Raw genomic sequence first — 18,689 nt, forward strand, 5'->3', positions numbered from 1 at the left:
TGAGGTGTTCAGCTTGAGCTCGATTGGACTAACGTATCAAGAGGATGAAAATATCCAAAAAAACCGCTGGAAAATTCTTATTATTTTGAACTTATTTGTCTTTATGTCAACGCTGGACGGCAGTATTGTCAATATTGCCCTGCCTGTCATATCTAAGGATTTGAGCCTGCCAATTGCGAAAGCAGAATGGATCGTCAGCAGCTATTTAATTGCCATCTGTACCATTATTCTTTTTTTCGGAAAGCTTGGTGACATCCTGGGAAAAATTAAAGTCTTTAGAATAGGGACTCTCATTTTTATTGTCGGTTCGCTGCTAAGCGGCTTTAGTTCCTCGCTTTCCATGCTGGTTATCTTCCGTGTTATCCAAGCACTAGGCGCATCCATGACCATGGCTAATAGTCAGGGAATTGTTACCGATATCTTTCCTTCCCGAGAGCGCGGAAAAGCTTTGGGGCTCATTGGAACATTCGTTTCTCTTGGAAGTATTGCCGGGCCGAGTCTAGGAGGGGGCATTGTCTCTGCTCTAGGGTGGCAATATATTTTTTGGGTTAATGTTCCCATTGGCATAATAGCCATAGTTTTAGGATGGAAGCTGCTCCCTAAAGATTTAACTATGCTTAAAACAAAAATCGACATTCAGGGGAGTTTACTATTTGCGGTATTTGTTATTTCGCTTTTTTCCGGTCTTCTTTTAGGACAGCAGACAGGTTATTCCAACCCATTGATTATAAGCAGTTTCGCCCTTGCCCTCATTGCTTTTCTCATCTTCCTTTTGGTTGAGAGGCATAAAGCTGAACCGATGCTCCATCTGCCCTTATTTAAAAACCCCTTGTTTACAGTAAGCATTTTGTGCGGGTTTTTAGTATTTGTAGCAAATTTCTGTTTTAATATCATTTCACCCTTTTATTCGGAAAATATTTTACAGCTTTCTCCGCTTAGCTCCGGTTGCTTATTAATGCTCTTTCCGATTACGATGGCAGTTACTGCCCCGCTTAGCGGCGCATTATCAGACCGGATTGGATCGGAGCTTCTGACATTTTTAGGTTTGCTGGTCATGGTCATGGCCCAAATCGGACTGGCTACTCTTCACAACGGGAGCCCGGTCATCTTTGTAGGAGTCTTAGTAGCCATGCTTGGCTTAGGCAGCGGGCTGTTTCAATCCCCTAATAATTCGCTGGTGATGTCTACTGTCCCTCGTACAAAGTTAGGGATTGCCGGAAGTGTCAATTCGCTGGTGCGCAATATTGGGATGATAGTGGGAATTTCATTAGCCACTACCACCCTGTTCAGTGTAATGAGCCAAAAGGCTGGCCATCGTGTAACAAGCATGATTCCGCATCGTCCTGATATTTTCCTGGCAGGAATGCATGTTGTGTTTATTGGATCTGCTTCCATTTGTCTGGTATCCGCTTTATTAACAGGATGGCGCTTATATAAGAAAAATTCTGTTCCTTCTTAGTCTAAAACTAAAACAAGAAAGAAGCCCATAACCGCTTGTGATTTGGGCTTCTTATATATATTTCCACCTATTATCGATATTGACTGTGCTCTGTTGGTCATGCTGGGTTGATCTCCGCTATAGGTACTCGCTTTCCGCGGGCGCGGCCGGAAGCCTCCTCGTTGCAAGCTCCTGCGGGGTCTTCCTATGGCCTGTTGATCCCGCAGGAGTCTCGCACCTTCCTCTCCAATCAACCTTTGAGTTAAATTAAATGTAGGATTGTACTTAGATTTAAGCTGCGTTCTGGCTAACCTGCTGGGTTGACGAGACATCGCACACTCAAAAGTCCTTCATCACCCTCATGAAGGACTTTTCGCGTCCGCTGCAGACGTTTTTCTTTTAATAAGGCTCTATTCGTTTACTTTGTTGTTATTTGGATAAAAAAATATCATTTTAATATATTTCCAGTAGTAAAACTTGTGAATAGCACACAAAAAGATGCCATGAAGACATACAACATACGGAATAATCCTTTATACGTATAGCAACAATCTATGCGAAAACAGCCTCTAATAAAGACCTTATAAAAAATTTGCTTAATCTATTTGGTAAAAAAGCTTTGTCGTATCCAGCACAGTTTTTGCCACTACTTCCACCGGTATATCTTTTAATTTTGCAATTATTTTAAGGGATTCTTCCATCATAGCGGGGTGAGTCATTCTCCCATGAAAGGGCCCTTCAAATGGCCATGGCCCGTCTGTTTCGACCATGATTTGTTCTAACGGATAGGCGTGAACTAATTGCTGGATTTCTTCTTCATAAACAACATCTGGTGTAACTGAAATATAATATCCATTATGTATCATTCTGGTTATCGTTTTTTTATCTCCTTTAAACCAATGGAAATGGGCTTTTTTTACTGAGTGTTTTTCCAAAAGTTCACATACAATTGGAGCATCCTCGTAGACTGCATGAAGGACAACCGGTTTATCCCACTGTTTTGCTGATTTAATGAACATCTCGAGTATGTGAAGGTATTCATCATATTGCCGCTTAGTAACCTTCTGTTGCTCTCTTAGGTAATAGGGAAGGCCAATCTCTCCAACTGCCGCCATATCTTTATGATGCTCAGCAATCCAAACCAGCAGCAGTTCCACTTGCAAGGGGGAAGGCAGCTCCTGCTCTGGGTGAAAACCAAATGCAGGCTTAACCTTATTGTATCTTTGGGATAATTCGAAGTTTTTTTTACACGAGTGCAGGTCCCATGACACAGAAATAAGGGCATCAATAAATGGAGAGTTCTCTATTATGCCTGCAGCATCCTGATCTGTATAGTGGTCTAGATGTATATGTGCATCAATCAATCTCATTCTTTTCAACTTCCCCTTATTTTACTTTGGTAAATGCTTAATTTTCTAGCGGCTCTTACCTTAATTTGCAGCAGGCAGTATGACGGTAAAAGTAGTGCCTTCATTCACCTTGCTTTTTACCCTTACATCACCATGGTGGTTATCAATAATTTTATAAGTAACCATAAGCCCTAGCCCTGTACCTGTTTCTTTAGTGGTAAAAAAGGGGTCACCCAAATGCGTTAACTGCTCCTCAGCCATCCCTATCCCTTTATCCTGAATAGAAATTCTTACTGCTTCATCCTTATTTCCACCTTTGATGGTAACTGTTCCACCGCAGGAGGAGGCCTCAATGGCATTCTTTATAAGATTTATAAATACTTTTTTCAGATCTGTATTTATCCCTCTCACCATCATTCTTTCCTTTGCCAGCCTTGTTACGATCTTTACAGAACTCTTGGATGCTTGACGGTCTAGGAGTGCAACTGCATTTTCCAATAGGTCTTGCATATTTATAGTGGTAAAATCTGAATTATAAGGCTTAGCAAGTGCCAGGAACTCACTGGAAATAACATCAATTCTATCTAATTCGCTTTTCATGATTTTCAGGAATTGCCTGTTAGGCACCGTTCCAGAGTGAAATAGCTGGACAAACCCCTTTAACGAGGTTAAAGGATTCCGGATTTCATGAGCGATTCCAGCAGCGAGCTGACTGACGAGGTTCATCTTTTCTGCTTGAATCAAAAGTTCCTCCGCTTTTTTGCGTTCCGTCAAATCCTGGATAATGAGTTGGTCTGCGAGCTTCCCTTTATAAATAATAGGGATTAAAACCATTTCAGTATGTATTTCTCTGCCATCAAGAGTTTTCCAAACACTGATAAATCTAGTCTGCTCGCATGCTTTTATGGCCAGCCTCCTATAATCATCATGAAACTCTGGCAGAAGCATATCATCAACACTTTTCCCCAAAAGCTGTTCCTTTGTTTCAGCCCCAAATAATTTCTTTCCCGCTTCGTTTATAAAAACCCATCGTTCATCCTGTAAAATGGCAATCCCATTCGTTGAGGATTCAACTAATCTCTGATACTGCTTTCTAGTATTCTGAATGACTCTTTCAGCCTGTTTTCTTTCCGAAATATCCCTGCAAACTGAAAGTGTAAACTTTTCTCCATCGACTCTAAGGATATGAGTCTTTATTTCGACAGGTATACGGCTTCCATCCTTACAAATATGCATCGTTTCAAAAGTAATCGATTCATTGCTGTTTATACGCTTAAGAATATCCCTAAGCTCTTCCTTTTCATGAATATCTATATGAGAAGGAAACATTCGCAGCATTTCTTCCCGAGTATAGCCCAGCCTTCTGTATGCAACCTCATTTACTTCAATAAACTCACCTGCATTCCCGTCATCGTCAAGTTTCAAATAATAGACTGCATCTGAAATATTATTAAACAGCTGTTCGAACTTTTTCTCGCTTTTTGTATAATTTTTAATTTTTTCCTGGTAAGCATTCAGCTGTAATATAAGCTTTTCATTTTCTTGCTTTAACTCCTCCATTTCATCAAGCAGCTTGATGTTTGTTGGATTATATTCAGACTTTCCGTCTTCCAAAGTATCTCACCGACTTCTGCATTTTCTAATTATCTCTATTATAGTGGAAATTTTAGCATTAAAATCATGGAAATATTTTATAGTTCCCCTAAAAAATGAGAATGAATTCTTTAAGACATATGTCTCCATAACTGCTCGTTTTTTAACAAGGCTCTTTTCGTAAGCTTTGTTGCTATTTGTATAAATGAATCTAGGATACACATTGTTCAGGCTTGAAAACAAAGTGACGGAAGACGAAAAGATGCCACGATTCCTCACTTATTAAGATTTAACACTTTTGCGAAAAGCAACAATCTATGTGAAAACAACCATTAACAAATCCTAACAACAGAGAAAAGCTGCTGGGACTCCCCCCAACAGCTTCTTCTCAACCAGCATTATCATACGGGACATTTTCCATAGCATCTTATTTATACAGCCACCTTTTCATCTTTCTGGCTGCCTTTCTTATCATCCACTTTACTAAATATAAAAGCTAGAATGGAGCCTGATATGTTGTGCCACACACTGAAAATTGCACTTGGGACAGCTGCCAGGGGGGAAAAACTTGCGGAGGCAATCGCTACTCCCAAACCTGAATTTTGCATACCTACTTCCAACGCAACTGCTTTCTGCTTAGCCAAATCCATTCCGAACAGGCGTGAAAAGAAAAAGCCAAGACAATAACCAAAAATATTATGTAAAACAACCACAGCAAATATTAGCAGTCCAGTTTTGGCGATCTGAGGCTGGCTGCCTGCAACTACTCCCGAGACAATCATCACAATCGCTATAACCGATACCAGCGGCATCGCCTTCGTACCAGCTGAAGCCTGTCTCCCGAAGAGTTTCTTTATTAAAAACCCAAGGCATAAGGGAACAATAATGACTTGAACGATAGATAAGAATAGAGACTCCACACTGACATGGACCCATTTACTCGCAAATAATAAAATGAGTAACGGCGTGACAATCGGCGCGAGGATGGTTGAAACGGAAGCAATTGAAACGGCTAACGCCACATTTCCCCTTCCCAAAAATACCATTACATTGGACGATGTCCCGCTAGGACAACAGCCTACCAATATAACGCCTACCGCTACTTCTTTTGGCAAATGAAGACCTACTGCTAATAAAAAGGCCAATAATGGCATGATAACAAAGTGTCCGACTACCCCAATAGCGACCTCTTTCGGCCTTCGAAACACCTCTTTGAAATCTGAAGCGGAGAGGGTCAGTCCCATTCCGAACATCACTATTCCTAATAATGGAACGACATACGCCCCAATCCATTTAAAGTCGGAGGGTACCAAATAAGCTAAAACCGCTACTAGAATCACCCAAAAAGTAAATGTCGTGCCTGCAAAACGACTGATTTTCTCTATTGTTTTCATAATAGCCTCCTGTTTTTTATGAAATAAATATAATTTTACTACAATATATAAATTTCTCAATAATTAAATAATTCAATTGAGTTATATGTGAAAAAGAGCATATATTGACCACTGGCCAAAATATGCTCTAATATTTGTTACTATTACACTCTGTTAATTTGCTAGTAATGTTTATGGGATGTTTTTGCTTTTACTGCTGTTATCTTGCTTGTCGCTGAAAATCCGCCATCTACTGTCGTAGCAGTAATCACAGCTATCCCTGCCCCTATAGCAAACACTTTACCTTTTGCATCTACCTTAGCAACATGCTCGTTACTGGAAGACCATGTCACTGTCCGCAAGGTTGCATTCTTTGGTGACACAATGGCTTTTAGCACAGCCGTTTTCCCAACCGTTAGCGTGACAGCCGGATCAAGAGTGATTCCTGTTGTAGCTGTACGGTCCTTTACAATATATTTAGAATCATATGCATCCTTTAATTTTTCTTTATTAATATTAACAGAAGTATACTTATTGACAAGTATGACTCCTGATTGTGCCGGCACATTCACCGTAATTGAACCATTTTGGACTTTATATTTCTCTGCTTTATTTAAAGCATTTGTAAAAATTGTACCGTTTAAATTTGAAGAAACCTGAAGTGTAAGGCCCTTAATTGAAGCCGCTGCTCTGTTGACTGCAATAACCGCATGGCTAGAGCCGCTGTCTCTTGTGTAAGCTAGTACGTCTTTTGAATGGCTGCTGTCAACCTGAAGAGGAGAGATGTCTCCGGTTCGAAGGACAGAATAAGCACTTCTTATATTCGCAAGCTTCGCATACCATTGGACTAAGTCCTGGTTTCCTTTTCCCCATTCCATCGGGCGTCTGTCATCAGGGTCCCCCGCACCCGGCATTCCAAGCTCATCTCCATAATAAATGGTCGGTGCTCCCGGATAAGTCATTTGAATAAGCGGTACCAGTTTCATTTTCGCAAGAGCAGCTGCAGAAGGATTTGATGCTACAGCTTTATCGTTACCAATTCCATCAAGATCTGAAATGATTCTTTCAGTGTCATGCGAATCCACTATATTCATCAGTGCATCAAATGCCTGTTTTGGATATTGTTCTCTCATTTTTTCCAGATCATTCATGGCTTTAACTGCATCGCCAGTACCTGTAACAAACTCTTGTACGGCTCCTCTGAACCTGTAGTTCATTACAGAATCGAACATATTTCCAAGAAGATATTTGGAGGAGTCACCCCAAATTTCCCCGATGATTACGTCATTGGAATCCAACCCTTTCACAGCCGGTCTAAGATGCTGCCAGGTGTCATCCGATACACTGTCTGCCGCATCCAGCCTCCAGCCGTCTGTACCTTTTTTTAACCAGTATTTTGAATCAGCATTCGGGCCGTCGATCACATCCTTCGCCCATGAAGAAACATTATGCTCCGAGTTATTCAAAGCTTGAATTTCGGGTAAGCTGCTATCACCATTCCATCCATTGTATTTGTACACGCCGGAAGCGTCCTTCGAGTTTTGAATAATGAACCAGTCTTTATAATGGAAATCAGTAATTCCCATAGCTTTCAGATTCGACTGCACTTTATTTTCGGCAGCCTGCTGCGACATCCCGCTATTTGCATTCATCAGGTCGTACACTCTTGACCAATATTGATAGGCACCAATCGGTTTGCCTTTTTGCACATACTTTCCATAACGATCAAAGTAGATGGAGTCATCCGATACATGGTTAAATACGCCATCCAAAATTAAATGCATGCCCAGCTTATGTGCCACTTTTACAAGATTCATAAAGTCATCCATATGGCCAAGCATAGGATCCACCACCTGATATTCCCTTGTATCATAACGGTGGTTGGAGCTGGCTTCGGAAATTGGATTAAGATACAAAGCATTCACACCTAATGCTTTTAAATAGGATAGCTTATCCTCTATTCCTTTCAAGTCTCCTCCAAACACATCATTATTCCAAATGCCATCGCCTACATTGGCCTTGTAGTTCGGGTCAATAATCGGATTCCCATTGGAATCCTTTACAATGTTGCCATTCGCATCTCTCTCATATTCTATATTTGGATCTTCCGGTATTGAGTTCCATTTTCTAATAAATTCAAAAGGAGTCGTACCTCTTGCCAGTTTATCTGCATAATCGTTGCCTGTATCCCCGTTGAAAAAGCGGTCAGGGAAAATTTGATAAATAATAGCATTCTTCATCCAATCCGGGGTCTTAAAGCTTTGATCATAGACTGTCATGTCATACTTGCCGACTTTTCCAATATCTCCTGCCATGCCCGGACCGTAATAGCCATCGTCATCCCCATATGCTTTTACGTCCGATCCATTGGTTACGGCAAAGTAATACTGGTATAGTCCGATGGCACCTGTTTTATAATCAACCGTCCACCTGTCGTATTGACCCTTTTTGTCAGGAGCAAACGTACCATTCTTATGCATATCAAGAACCTGGGCTCCATTACCGGATAATACAATGAGCTTTGCTTCTGTTACATCGTTCTTTTTTGCCTGCAGATTAAAAGTGACCTTTTTATTAGAAGCAATGGCTCCATAAATACTCTTAAAGGCTGCATCCTTGGAATTGAAAAATAAGCTGGAACCATCAATCTTTTGGGAAGATAAATTATTAAATACAATTCCTGTCACAGCATCATAGCTTATCGTGACTTCCTTGGAGGCATCCGTAATTTTAAAGGGATTGACCTTAATCGTTTTGCTGCCATCGCTTATAACAAAATCGTTATAGTCTCCCGCTGGCAATGTAACGGTATAGCTGTAGACTCCGGTTAAATTATAATCTTCAAGAACCGCGTTTACCGGAACACCAGTACCTGTTAAAACCGGAGCCGCTACAGTATACGTAGTGGTGTCCACAATATTATGAGTCGTATCAGAATAATAAAAGGTTACATCCTCAGATTTTGGTACTGACAAAGCAATATTCGCTCCATCACGAGCTGCATTCGCCCCATAATTTTCTGCCCATGAACCACCTAATGCTACCTTGTACTGATAGTTCCCTGCAGGAACATTTTTTAGCGTAATTTTATACAGGCCATTGCCTTGGTACAACATTCTTGTCCTTGTATCGTCAGGAGCCCAGGCATTCGCTCCGACCGCAGCCTGAATATCCCCCACCAGAACGACTTCCTTCCCCCCGGGCTGTTCTGTAAGGGCTTGTACGATTGTTGCATCCTTTGTGACTGTGACTCCATCTTTCTGTCCTGTAATGGTAATGGACAAATGATCTACTCCTGCAGGTAGAGCCTTAGCCGTTAATACACCATTTTCATCAATGTCCGCTGCATTGCTTGGCGAAACACTCCAGCTAACTCCGGTCAGATTCTCATCGCTGCCATCTGCCTTTAATCCGACAGCCTGGACATTCACCGTGCCTCCTTGTTGTATTTGGCTGGGAACACTGACAGAGTAGAATCCAGGAACAAATACAAGCGAATTCCCGCCTGCTGATTGATTCGGATTTCCCGGATCAACCGTCCAATTTGAACCATTTATCACGAATTTGTATTCATGCTTTCCAGGAGCTACTGGAGGTGTTGTTACACTCCATAGATTGTTAGCATCCTTTGTCATGGGTGATGCCGTTACGCTCCATCCATTCATATCCCCAGCTAAATTCACGGAATTCACTGAGCTGTCCCCTTGATAATGGAAAACAACAGACCGGTCCGCATTTACTGTCGTACTGGCACTAAGCATTGTATCCGCCCTTTCTTTCATTCCAAAATAAGGAACAAGGCTTATAATAAGCAAGCAAACCATTAACCACCTTACTATTCTTTTAGCGTTCCCCAACGAAAATCCTCCTCTTAAAACACGTTTTTTTAAAAAATATCAAACAGAGCAGTGAATGGCCAGTACTGACTCCTTTTTCTTTCATTTCATTGCGAAAACGTTTGCACAAATCAATGAAGCCCATAACTCTTTCACTATCAATAAAGAAACCTATTTTTCAGCAATCACTCTCCTTTAAATAAACGAATTAAGAAAACGTTTGCACAAATCAATGACATTAGTAAGCGGTTTCATATTGTGTCGCTTAATTTTAGCATCAATTTTTAGAACTTTCAATCAAGCGTTTTTTTATAGATTAATAGAAAAAAGAAATACCTTCTGCTTGGTAAAAATACAACGATCAAAAACAGAGGGTATTTCTCTTATTGTTTGGTTAAATTACTAGGTTCTTTTCGCAATCTTCATCTATTGCTTAAAAAAACTTCCCCATTTAGTTACGTTTTTCCATAACGATCTTCAATTTTAAATACCTTCCAAATTGCGTATGAAAGTCCCCAGGCCAAAAGAAAAATAATTGTCAAAATATAACCCATCCAGCTAATATCCAAATATTGAATCCATCGCCAGCGAGTATTATCCAAATTTGAAAATTTTAAAAAAATTTGAACTAGTTCTATCAGACCAATGATTAATGCTGCTACTACTGATATAGCAGTAATCGTTATATTGTAATATACTTTGCGCAATGGTGTTGAAAAGGCCCAGTGATACGCATGAGTCATAAAGATGCCATCCGCAGTATCCATTAAGCTCATCCCCGCAGCAAAAAGAATCGGAAGAGAGAGAATCCCAATAAATGGCAATGTACTTTTGGCTGCTCCAGCAGAAATGGCTAGCAGTGCCACTTCGCTTGCCGTATCAAAGCCGAGACCAAACAAAAAACCGATGGGGAAAACATGCCAGCTCTTCTTGACCAAAGAATAAAGCGGACCTGCAAAGCGTGCCAATAAGCCACGGCTAAGTAAGAGCTGCTCAATTTTCTCCTTGTTATAGGTGCCTTTGCGCATGCTAATAAAAGCTTTTTGCAAATCAAATAGAATAAAAGCATTTAGAATACCTATTATCACTAAAAAGCACCCAGAAACTGCTGTACCAATAATCCCGCCCATTTCTTTCCATTGAGGCAGCTCCTTTTGAGCCAGCTGAACAGATATCCCGAGAAGAACAGACATTAAAAAAACAATACTCGAATGACCTAAAGAGAAAAAAAATCCAACTCCAACTGGATTTTTCTTTTGTTGAATTAATTTTCTTACCGTATTATCAATTGCAGCAATATGGTCAGCATCAAATGCATGCCTTAAGCCAAGCGTATAAGCAATAAAGCCCATTCCGAAAAGGAAAGGATGACTTTTCGACCCAGCCGCCAAAAAAATAAAACCTATTATATGTAATAAAAAGACCATTGTGCCATACAAAACCCAGCTTGTTTTTATCATCTTTTTCAAAATGCCCAAATCAACACATCCATATAATCTTTCTTTGCTTTTCCAGTAACTCCAATTAGAAAACAATTTTAAAGCTTTCAAAATCAGCACTCTCTGCCTAATACCTTCCAAACCTGTTCATATACCTTCTTTAAAGGGACTTGATGGTTCTTTGCGATAAGCTTACAGTCTTCATACTCAGGAGCGGTTTGAACCAATTGCCCATTATGAATTCCCTCTTTGACCCTGACTGTTCCCCATTCTGTTATAATTTCTCTTCGTACTCTTTCTAACCGATGCACGGTTATTGGATAATACCGGATTCCCAGAGTAGTAGTTTCCCTAAATAAGATTTCCTTCATTTCATTCACTTTTTCTATGGAACATAGCATCTGAAGCAAAACACCTGGTCTATTTTTTTTCATATAAATAGGTGTATAGAAAACATCGTTTGCTCCAGCGTCAAGCAACAAATCCATTACAAACCCTAACCATTCCCCAGGTATATCATCGAGATTAACTTCCATTTTTAACATATGCCCGTCGAGGTGTTCATTGTCTGGCGGGTGATGAAAAACCATTATTCATTTCCCCTTTCTTATCACAATAATTGTTATTCACCAATAATAACGCGCAGTACATTTGGGTGTTGTGGAAAGCTCTTTGTACCCGCTCCATATCCAATGGATGTTATCCTCATAGAAGGAATTGAACAAAATTCTTCGGCAAGAACAGCTGCAATTGCTGCCCCGGTTGGTGTTGTCAACTCAGCTCTAATTTCAGAGCTTTCAATAGGTATCCCTTTTAATAGATCAAGTGTTGCTGGGGCAGGGACGGGGTAAATACCATGATCAATGTGAATTTTCCCAGTACCTACAGGAATTGGAGAGCATTTAATACTGGATATTTCTAATTGATGAAGTAAAATAGAAGCCCCTACAATATCTATTATTGAATCAACCGCTCCTACCTCATGAAAATGTACCTTTTCCAATGGAATTCCGTGAATGCGACCTTCTGATTCCCCAATCACTTTGAATATTTTTAAGGCAGTGTTCTTGACTTGATCCGAGAGCTCAGATTGATGAATTAAATTTACAATATCCTGATAGGCACGGTGCTGATGACCATGATGATGACCATGATGATGACCTTGGTGTTGTTCATGATGGTGATGGTCATGATGATGATCATCATCATGGCGGGCTTGCCCGTTCTGATTAGATTGTTTATTCTCTGCTTTTGCTATTTCCACCTCTTCATGGCTTTGGTGGTGATGATTGCGGTCATGTTCTTTGTCTAGTTCATGATGATGAAGCTGTGAATTATTAATTAAACGTACATCAAACTTAGTACTGCTGATTCCATTTTTTATTACTCTTTTCCATTCAATCTCATACTCTTCTTCTATTTGAAGTTTTTTTAATTCTTCTTCTAAATACGAAGGATCTGCTCCTGCATCAATTAATGCACCAATAACCATATCTCCACTCATTCCCGAAAAGCAATCAAAATACAGTGTTTTCATTTTTCTCTGCCCCTTTTTGTGCCAATTGATGAATTTGTACTGCGTTATATCCACCGCCAAAGCCATTATCAATATTTACCACGCTGATTCCTGAAGCACATGAGTTTAACATCGTCAGCAAAGCCGATAAACCATTAAAATTTGCCCCGTACCCAATGCTGGTTGGTACTGCAATAACAGGATGCGAAACCAGCCCTCCCACTACACTCGGGAGTGCCCCTTCCATTCCTGCGACAACCACCGATACTGTTGCATTCTTTATCTCTTCTAGATGGCTCAAGAGACGGTGTATCCCTGCTACACCTACATCATAAATGCGATGAACATTACTTCCTAGAACTTCTGCAGTTATAGCTGCTTCTTCTGCCACTCTTAAATCAGACGTGCCAGCACAAATGACGGCAATATACCCATTATTACTTTCTTTTTTTTCAGCAGGATCATTTCGAAATAATATTTGGGCCGTTTCATTGTATATTAATTCAGGGAACGTTTGCTGGACAGAATGAGCTTTTTCTTTTGAGATTCGTGTTACTAACACCTTATTTCCCCTTGAACTTAATGCACCAATAATAGGAATAATTTGTTCAGGCGTCTTACCTTCTCCGTAAATTATTTCTGGAAACCCCTGCCTCTTTTTTCGATGATGGTCCACTTTTGCAAATCCTAAGTCTTCATATGCAGCCAGTTTCTCCTTTGCCTCCTGGACACTAAGGGATCCATTCTGAACTTGTATTAATATCTCTTCGAGCATATCCACTGCCTCCTGCTGAAATCTTTTTCTCCTCTATTTCCCAATCCATTCACCATTGCTTAAATAAATTAGCAGCTTTAATGGGTTGAAACCGGCCAAAAAAGCCTCAATCTATTTATATAAATCCTTAATAGAAAAAGCCTTGGACTCATTCCAAAGCCTTTTTTATAAACTCCATCTACTAAAATTTTTATTTGACACCTTCTAATACTTTGTTCATACTTCCACTTTGATAGCCAATTAAATCCAAAGTAATATACTTATAACCATAATTTTGAAGCTGATTTGCTATTGTAATATGATTTTTCAGTATAATTTCCATATCATCTGGCTCCACTTCAATTCTTGCAATATCTTGGTGGGTTCGCACACGGACTTGGCGAATTTGAAGTGACTTTAGAAAAGCCTCTGCTTTTTCGACTTTTGTTAACTTCTCTTTCGTAATGAACTCACCGTAGGCAATTCTTGATGAAAGGCAGGCAAACGATGGTTTATCCCACGTCGATAGTCCAAATTTTTTCGATAGCTCTCTTATTTCCTTTTTAAAAAGGTTAGCTTCTTGCAAAGGTCCTCGTATGCCCTTTTCCTTTGCCGCTTGCATACCGGGTCGATGCTCATTCATATCATCTGCGATAACTCCATAAATGACATTCTGAAACCCGTTCTCTTCCATCACAGGAATGATATGATTAAATAAGCTGCTCTTACAAAAGTAACAGCGATTTTTATTATTTTCTGCATAACCCGGAATAGTAAGCTCAGACGTTTCGATTACCTTGTGAGTGACTCCGATTTCTCTTGCAAGTACCTTTGCCTCTTCCAGCTCAGTTGACGGATAGGTTTCAGAGTCTGCTGTTACAGCAAGCACGTGTTCGGTACCGAGCACTTCTACAGCTGCCTTCAATAAGAAGGTACTATCGACTCCTCCAGAGAAGGCAACGACAACAGACCCCATCTCTCGAAGTATTGAGGATAGTTTTTCGTATTTTTCTGCTAGCATGGTCTTTGCTCCTCCTTCTATTAACCTTTTATTTTTGTTTCTCAATTTGACAGTTTTCTTTTCCATTTCATTTAAATGGTCATACTTCCAAATCCTCCGTCAACGCGAACCAACGTACCTGTAACGAAACTAGAAGCTTTTTCAGATGCAAGCCACACAGCAGCGCCTTGTAATTCTTCTGGATTTCCAAAACGGTCCATAGGGGTATGCCTCATAATGGATTCTATTCGTTCTTCGTCAAGGATTTTCCTGTTTTGTTCAGCAGGAAAAAAACCTGGGATAATAGCATTTACCCTTATGCCATTTGGAGCAAGTTCCCGAGCCAAGAACTGGGTTACACTGTTAAGCCCTGCTTTTGAGACAGAATAAGTAAACACTCTTGATAAGGGAATAGTTGAAGACACAGAAGAAATATTAATGATGCTGCCTTTACGTTCTTGTTCAATCATTTTTCTAGCAAATATTTGGCAGGTTATCACAATCCCTTTTAAATTCACTTCCATAATGTCGTCCCATTCGTTCATACCAAGATCAAAAAATGGAGTGGTACTATTTTTACCAGGTGCATTTAAAAGAATATCCCAGCCGCCAGACCATTTCTCAATTTCATCCGCTGCCTTTTCCAGTGAACTCACTGAGCTGACGTCGGCTTGAAAAGATTTTGCTTCTCCTCCTGCGGCTGTGATTTCTTTTACTACTTCCTCCGCTTTTTCCACGTTACGCCCAACAATCGCAACTTTTGCACCTTGCTGCGCTAAACCTTTTGCCATGGCTGATCCCAGTACACTGTTTCCGCCGATTGCCACTGCTGTCTTTCCTGTCAGGTCAAATAAGTCTGTCATATCCTCTTCTCCTTATTAGCTAAAATAGATTTCCCGCTTTATTGAAGGAAAGTTCATAAAGATTTGAAATTTGTTCCATATTCTCATGCTTACCAATTTCCTCAAGTATTGCTTCCGATACCTCTATTTCACTTATTTCTAATGTGTTTTTTATACGTACCAGCTTTACATTTTCAAAGTCTAAGATATTGCAAGTTTTAATAGCAGCTTGAATTGCTTCACGATCATTGGCCAGGGTGGTTGCGATTTTAGTTGGGGCTACTACTGTTGATGTCAGCCCATTGGCATATGTACCCTCTCTATCCATTTTGTCCACTAAACGCTGTGTGGTAAAATCTGCTGTGCCAACCCCATTTGCGTTCCCCTCTGATTGAGGAGTTAAATCAAGTACTACCATTTTATTTACCTCGGGTCCTCCATAAGCATATGGAGTTGGATATCTGCCTGTTATATTGGGATCCATCCCATCTCCGCTGATATTCTTTCCAATTTCATCTATAACCAGAACATCCAATTCCTCAAAGAAAAGCCTTGGCAGTAATGCCTTTGCCCTTACCTGTAACTCAGGTTCCTTTTCGATAATTTCTTCTGGAGAAAGTACTTCTACGATGGCCACTTTATCAAATGAGTTTTCAATAGTTGCCACGCCAAAAAGCAAAGGTTTTTCTTTCATTATTACCTTAGCCATAGCTGGTACATTTTCTGCCATATACTTAAATCCCAATTGGTGGCATGCTTCAGCACCTTTTTGCTTTCCTAAACCGATACTAATCATTTTCATGATTCCACTTTCAACAGGGCCTCTAAAAGCGGTATGTGGTTTTATTCGGTTAATCACGATGATTCCATCTGCCTTTGAAGCAAACTTATCTACATAGACAGGGAGCTTATTTGGCAATTCACCTACTTTTACAACTTCCATGGATGAACGAATCTCCGCTCCAACACTTTCTTTTGTGATCCCAAGATGTTCTAGAACAGCACGCTGACCTTCTGCCGTCGCACCGCCATGACTTCCCATACTCGGTACAATAAATGGTTTTGCCCCTAATTCCTTTAAGAATTTCACAGTAACCGCTACAATTTCCACAATACGATCGAGTCCCCTGCTTCCAACTGCAATTGCAATTTCCATTCCTGGGTGAATCTTATCTTTAATATGTTGTTGATGTAATTTCTGATTTAATATCAAATCAAGATCATCAATTTTTCTATCATCAAAGTTTACTTTTACTTTTGCCATTTTTGGAATAGGAACATCTTTGAGCAGCTCTTGGAGAATACCCACTGACAACACTCCCTTTTATCAAAAAGTTTAGCACCTACAGACCAAATGTAATCCCTTTCATTACAAAGTAAATAAGAGGACTTCTCATCCTGATTTATTAATTCGTTTACTAAACAAATTAATAATCATCAGTATCTTATCATCATGGTTACTTTCCGTCAATATTCCAAACCCTCTATTCATCTACTGAAGCCAGGCCACTAATTTCAACCTGCTTTTTATGGCTAATAAAAATTAAAACGGCAAGCGCGTATTCCTGCCTAGAAATTTTTGGGTTAAGGGCCCCCTTCAGATGCATGTGTTTAGGAAGCTCCTCTCCCATCCGCCGAAGAAATCAACAGACAAGATTAATTGTTTTTTAATTAAACCATTCTGCATACCCTTGTTCTCTCAAGTAATTAGCGGATATCTCCAAACAGTCAAAAGGATCTCTTCCATATGTATCATCTTGTTCTACTAAAAAGTACTGTACTCCGCTCTCTAGGCCTGCTTTCATTATTTCTGTTATATTGAGGTTTCCTTCACCAAGCTCTGCAAATTCAATAATGTTAGTAAATTTTTGATTAAATTTAGTATGATCACTCATGTCTTCTTCGGTTAAATCCATGTGACCAATCCGATAATCTTTTAAATGGATAAGTGAGACACGCCCCGCAAATCGTTTGATAACCTCGACGGGATTTTGTCCGCCTCGTTGAATCCAATGAACATCCAGCTCATAACCGAGTTTGGATGTATTATCTTTCATAATGTCCAATAAGCATGCTCCATCATATTTCTCGAATTCAATATGGTGATTATGATAATATAATTCTATTCCGTATTCCGCCAATTTATTTGCCATTGCCTCTGCATCTTGTATGTATGTCATCACTTTCTCTTTATGCCCCATTAAATTTACCGGCATCATACCTATACGAATAAATTTGCAATCCAAGGCTTTACAGTCATTAACAATTTTTTCGAAATGACTTTTTAATGATTCACCTGGCATCCCTGGCATTGTATCTAAAGGAGCCGAAATCGATGTAATCTTGATATCAAAATCTTTACTGGCTCTTTTTAGTTCAGATACATTTTCTGAGGTCATTGGTATTTGAGTTACTTCGGCATAATTATATCCCAATTCTTTTATTTTTCTCATGGTTTCATATGCGCCTATTTCAGCTACCTTGTTTTTAAGATTAAACATTTGCACACCGATTTTACCTTTGATTGTCATCTTAAAAAACCTCCATTATGATTTCTTTTTTCTGTTCAGAAGACTTGCGAATGGCGTCAATCATTTTTATAGAAGGAAGAGCATCCTTCACATGCACATAGTCATGAGCATTTTGAATAATGCAGTCATAAAAGCGATTAATTAACTTTACGTGACTTGCTCCATAATAAAATTTTGAACCAGGCAATTTGATATCTTCCGCCAGATCTTCTCTTTCGCCGTTTTCATGTATTCTCGTTAATATACTGTCTTTTATCGAAAACTTAGCTTTCTCAAAAAGAATCTCCAATTCAACGCTGGAGTTTTCTGCATTCGCAATAGTAGCAAAAAATAAACCCCTTGCTCCGTTCTTAAATTGAATATGGGATGAAGCTGTATCCTCTACTTCAATGTCATATTGCAATAATTGACTAATTGTTCCTCTGATATCCTCAATATCTCCCCCGAGGAGCTGCATTAAATCCAAGGTATGGATAGATTGATTAATCATTACTCCTCCGCCGGCATATTTCATTATTCCTCTCCACGGTTTAGCCTCATAATATTCTCTCGGTCTAAACCAGGTTACTAGTCCTTTTACACCTAAAACGGTGCCATAAATTCCTTTTCTTGCAATTTTAAGCAGCGTTTCAAATGATTCATTATAGCGATTTTGAAAACAAACACAAATTTTTACATTTGAATTCTCTTCTTCCAATTTTAAAAGTTCCATTCCTTCATCCGTATTTAAAGCTAATGGCTTTTCCTGAATTACATGAACGCCTTTTTCGACACAGGCTTTTGTTACGGGATAATGCAGGTAATGCGGTAAACAAACATGTACACAATCCAAAGCTTCACTTTCAAGCATCTGCTGATAATCAGTATAAAAATTTACTTTAGGATCAAAACCATTCTTTAAGCCTTCATTTATATCGCAAACCGCTGCTAAATAGGCATTCGGGTTTGCTTGTATAGCTGCAAGATGAATACCTGAAATATCTCCAAGTCCTATCACCGCTACCTTTAACATCGTATC

At 39.6% G+C, this 18,689-nt stretch carries 14 protein-coding genes; 1 reads left to right on the top strand and 13 read right to left on the bottom strand.

The window, feature by feature from the left end:
• Positions 1-4: 4 nt before the first annotated feature.
• Positions 5-1,459 (top strand): MFS transporter, encoded by a 1,455-nt coding sequence (locus A5N88_RS11655; protein ID WP_066266165.1) that lies wholly within the window; start codon positions 5-7, stop codon positions 1,457-1,459.
• Positions 1,460-2,034: 575 nt separating this feature from the next.
• Here the strand turns inward: A5N88_RS11655 and A5N88_RS11665 are convergent.
• The 13 genes from A5N88_RS11665 to A5N88_RS11725 all read right to left on the bottom strand — a co-directional run bounded on the left by A5N88_RS11665 (position 2,035) and on the right by A5N88_RS11725 (position 18,683).
• The gene (locus tag A5N88_RS11665; RefSeq protein WP_066266173.1) at positions 2,035-2,808 is read right to left on the bottom strand and encodes a TatD family hydrolase; all 774 of its coding nucleotides are present in this window, start codon (positions 2,806-2,808) and stop codon (positions 2,035-2,037) included.
• 60 nt (positions 2,809-2,868) lie between these two features.
• Complete coding sequence (locus tag A5N88_RS11670) at positions 2,869-4,401, bottom strand: PAS domain S-box protein (RefSeq protein ID WP_066266181.1); 1,533 nt, start codon at positions 4,399-4,401, stop codon at positions 2,869-2,871.
• Positions 4,402-4,811: 410 nt separating this feature from the next.
• The gene (locus tag A5N88_RS11675) at positions 4,812-5,774 is read right to left on the bottom strand and encodes a bile acid:sodium symporter family protein (protein ID WP_066266183.1); all 963 of its coding nucleotides are present in this window, start codon (positions 5,772-5,774) and stop codon (positions 4,812-4,814) included.
• 161 nt (positions 5,775-5,935) lie between these two features.
• On the bottom strand, positions 5,936-9,610 hold the full coding sequence (locus A5N88_RS11680; protein WP_066266185.1) for an alpha-amylase family glycosyl hydrolase: 3,675 nt from the start codon (positions 9,608-9,610) through the stop codon (positions 5,936-5,938).
• Between the two features lie 434 nt (positions 9,611-10,044).
• On the bottom strand, positions 10,045-11,049 hold the full coding sequence (locus tag A5N88_RS11685; protein WP_066270468.1) for a HoxN/HupN/NixA family nickel/cobalt transporter: 1,005 nt from the start codon (positions 11,047-11,049) through the stop codon (positions 10,045-10,047).
• Positions 11,050-11,141: 92 nt separating this feature from the next.
• Positions 11,142-11,618: a nickel pincer cofactor biosynthesis protein LarC2 gene (gene larC2, locus A5N88_RS26125; protein ID WP_066266187.1), complete on the bottom strand. Its 477-nt coding sequence runs from the start codon at positions 11,616-11,618 to the stop codon at positions 11,142-11,144.
• Between the two features lie 32 nt (positions 11,619-11,650).
• Positions 11,651-12,565, bottom strand: a complete 915-nt coding sequence (gene larC / locus A5N88_RS26130; protein ID WP_066266189.1) for a nickel pincer cofactor biosynthesis protein LarC — start codon at positions 12,563-12,565, stop codon at positions 11,651-11,653.
• On the bottom strand, positions 12,546-13,319 hold the full coding sequence (gene larB / locus A5N88_RS11700; RefSeq protein ID WP_066266190.1) for a nickel pincer cofactor biosynthesis protein LarB: 774 nt from the start codon (positions 13,317-13,319) through the stop codon (positions 12,546-12,548). Before larB ends, larC begins: the two co-directional genes overlap by 20 nt.
• Positions 13,320-13,509: 190 nt before the next feature.
• Positions 13,510-14,319 (bottom strand): ATP-dependent sacrificial sulfur transferase LarE, encoded by an 810-nt coding sequence (larE, locus tag A5N88_RS11705; RefSeq protein ID WP_066270470.1) that lies wholly within the window; start codon positions 14,317-14,319, stop codon positions 13,510-13,512.
• 71 nt (positions 14,320-14,390) lie between these two features.
• Positions 14,391-15,161, bottom strand: a complete 771-nt coding sequence (locus tag A5N88_RS11710) for an SDR family oxidoreductase (RefSeq protein ID WP_066266194.1) — start codon at positions 15,159-15,161, stop codon at positions 14,391-14,393.
• Positions 15,162-15,180: 19 nt separating this feature from the next.
• On the bottom strand, positions 15,181-16,449 hold the full coding sequence (locus A5N88_RS11715) for a nickel pincer cofactor-dependent isomerase, group 22 (RefSeq protein ID WP_066266197.1): 1,269 nt from the start codon (positions 16,447-16,449) through the stop codon (positions 15,181-15,183).
• A 358-nt stretch (positions 16,450-16,807) separates the two neighbouring features.
• A complete protein-coding gene (locus tag A5N88_RS11720; protein WP_066266199.1) occupies positions 16,808-17,671 on the bottom strand; it encodes a sugar phosphate isomerase/epimerase family protein in 864 nt (287 codons plus the stop codon).
• A 1-nt stretch (position 17,672) separates the two neighbouring features.
• Positions 17,673-18,683 (bottom strand): Gfo/Idh/MocA family protein, encoded by a 1,011-nt coding sequence (locus A5N88_RS11725; RefSeq protein WP_066266203.1) that lies wholly within the window; start codon positions 18,681-18,683, stop codon positions 17,673-17,675.
• Positions 18,684-18,689: the final 6 nt, after the last annotated feature.

It is taken from the genome of Heyndrickxia acidicola, assembly GCF_001636425.1.
GTDB classification, from domain to species: domain Bacteria; phylum Bacillota; class Bacilli; order Bacillales; family Bacillaceae_C; genus Bacillus_AE; species Bacillus_AE acidicola.

Bases quoted from the DNA above. Each gene is read 5' to 3' on its own strand.
- A5N88_RS11725 (WP_066266203.1), bottom strand. From the start codon at position 18,683: ATGTTAAAGGTAGCGGTGATAGGACTTGGAGATATTTCAGGTATTCAT.
- A5N88_RS11710 (WP_066266194.1), bottom strand. From the start codon at position 15,161: ATGACAGACTTATTTGACCTGACAGGAAAGACAGCAGTGGCAATCGGC.
- A5N88_RS11720 (WP_066266199.1), bottom strand. From the start codon at position 17,671: ATGACAATCAAAGGTAAAATCGGTGTGCAAATGTTTAATCTTAAAAAC.
- larC2 (WP_066266187.1), bottom strand. From the start codon at position 11,618: ATGGTTTTTCATCACCCGCCAGACAATGAACACCTCGACGGGCATATG.
- A5N88_RS11675 (WP_066266183.1), bottom strand. From the start codon at position 5,774: ATGAAAACAATAGAGAAAATCAGTCGTTTTGCAGGCACGACATTTACT.
- larC (WP_066266189.1), bottom strand. From the start codon at position 12,565: ATGAAAACACTGTATTTTGATTGCTTTTCGGGAATGAGTGGAGATATG.
- A5N88_RS11665 (WP_066266173.1), bottom strand. From the start codon at position 2,808: ATGAGATTGATTGATGCACATATACATCTAGACCACTATACAGATCAG.
- A5N88_RS11685 (WP_066270468.1), bottom strand. From the start codon at position 11,049: ATGATAAAAACAAGCTGGGTTTTGTATGGCACAATGGTCTTTTTATTA.
- larB (WP_066266190.1), bottom strand. From the start codon at position 13,319: ATGCTCGAAGAGATATTAATACAAGTTCAGAATGGATCCCTTAGTGTC.
- larE (WP_066270470.1), bottom strand. From the start codon at position 14,319: ATGCTAGCAGAAAAATACGAAAAACTATCCTCAATACTTCGAGAGATG.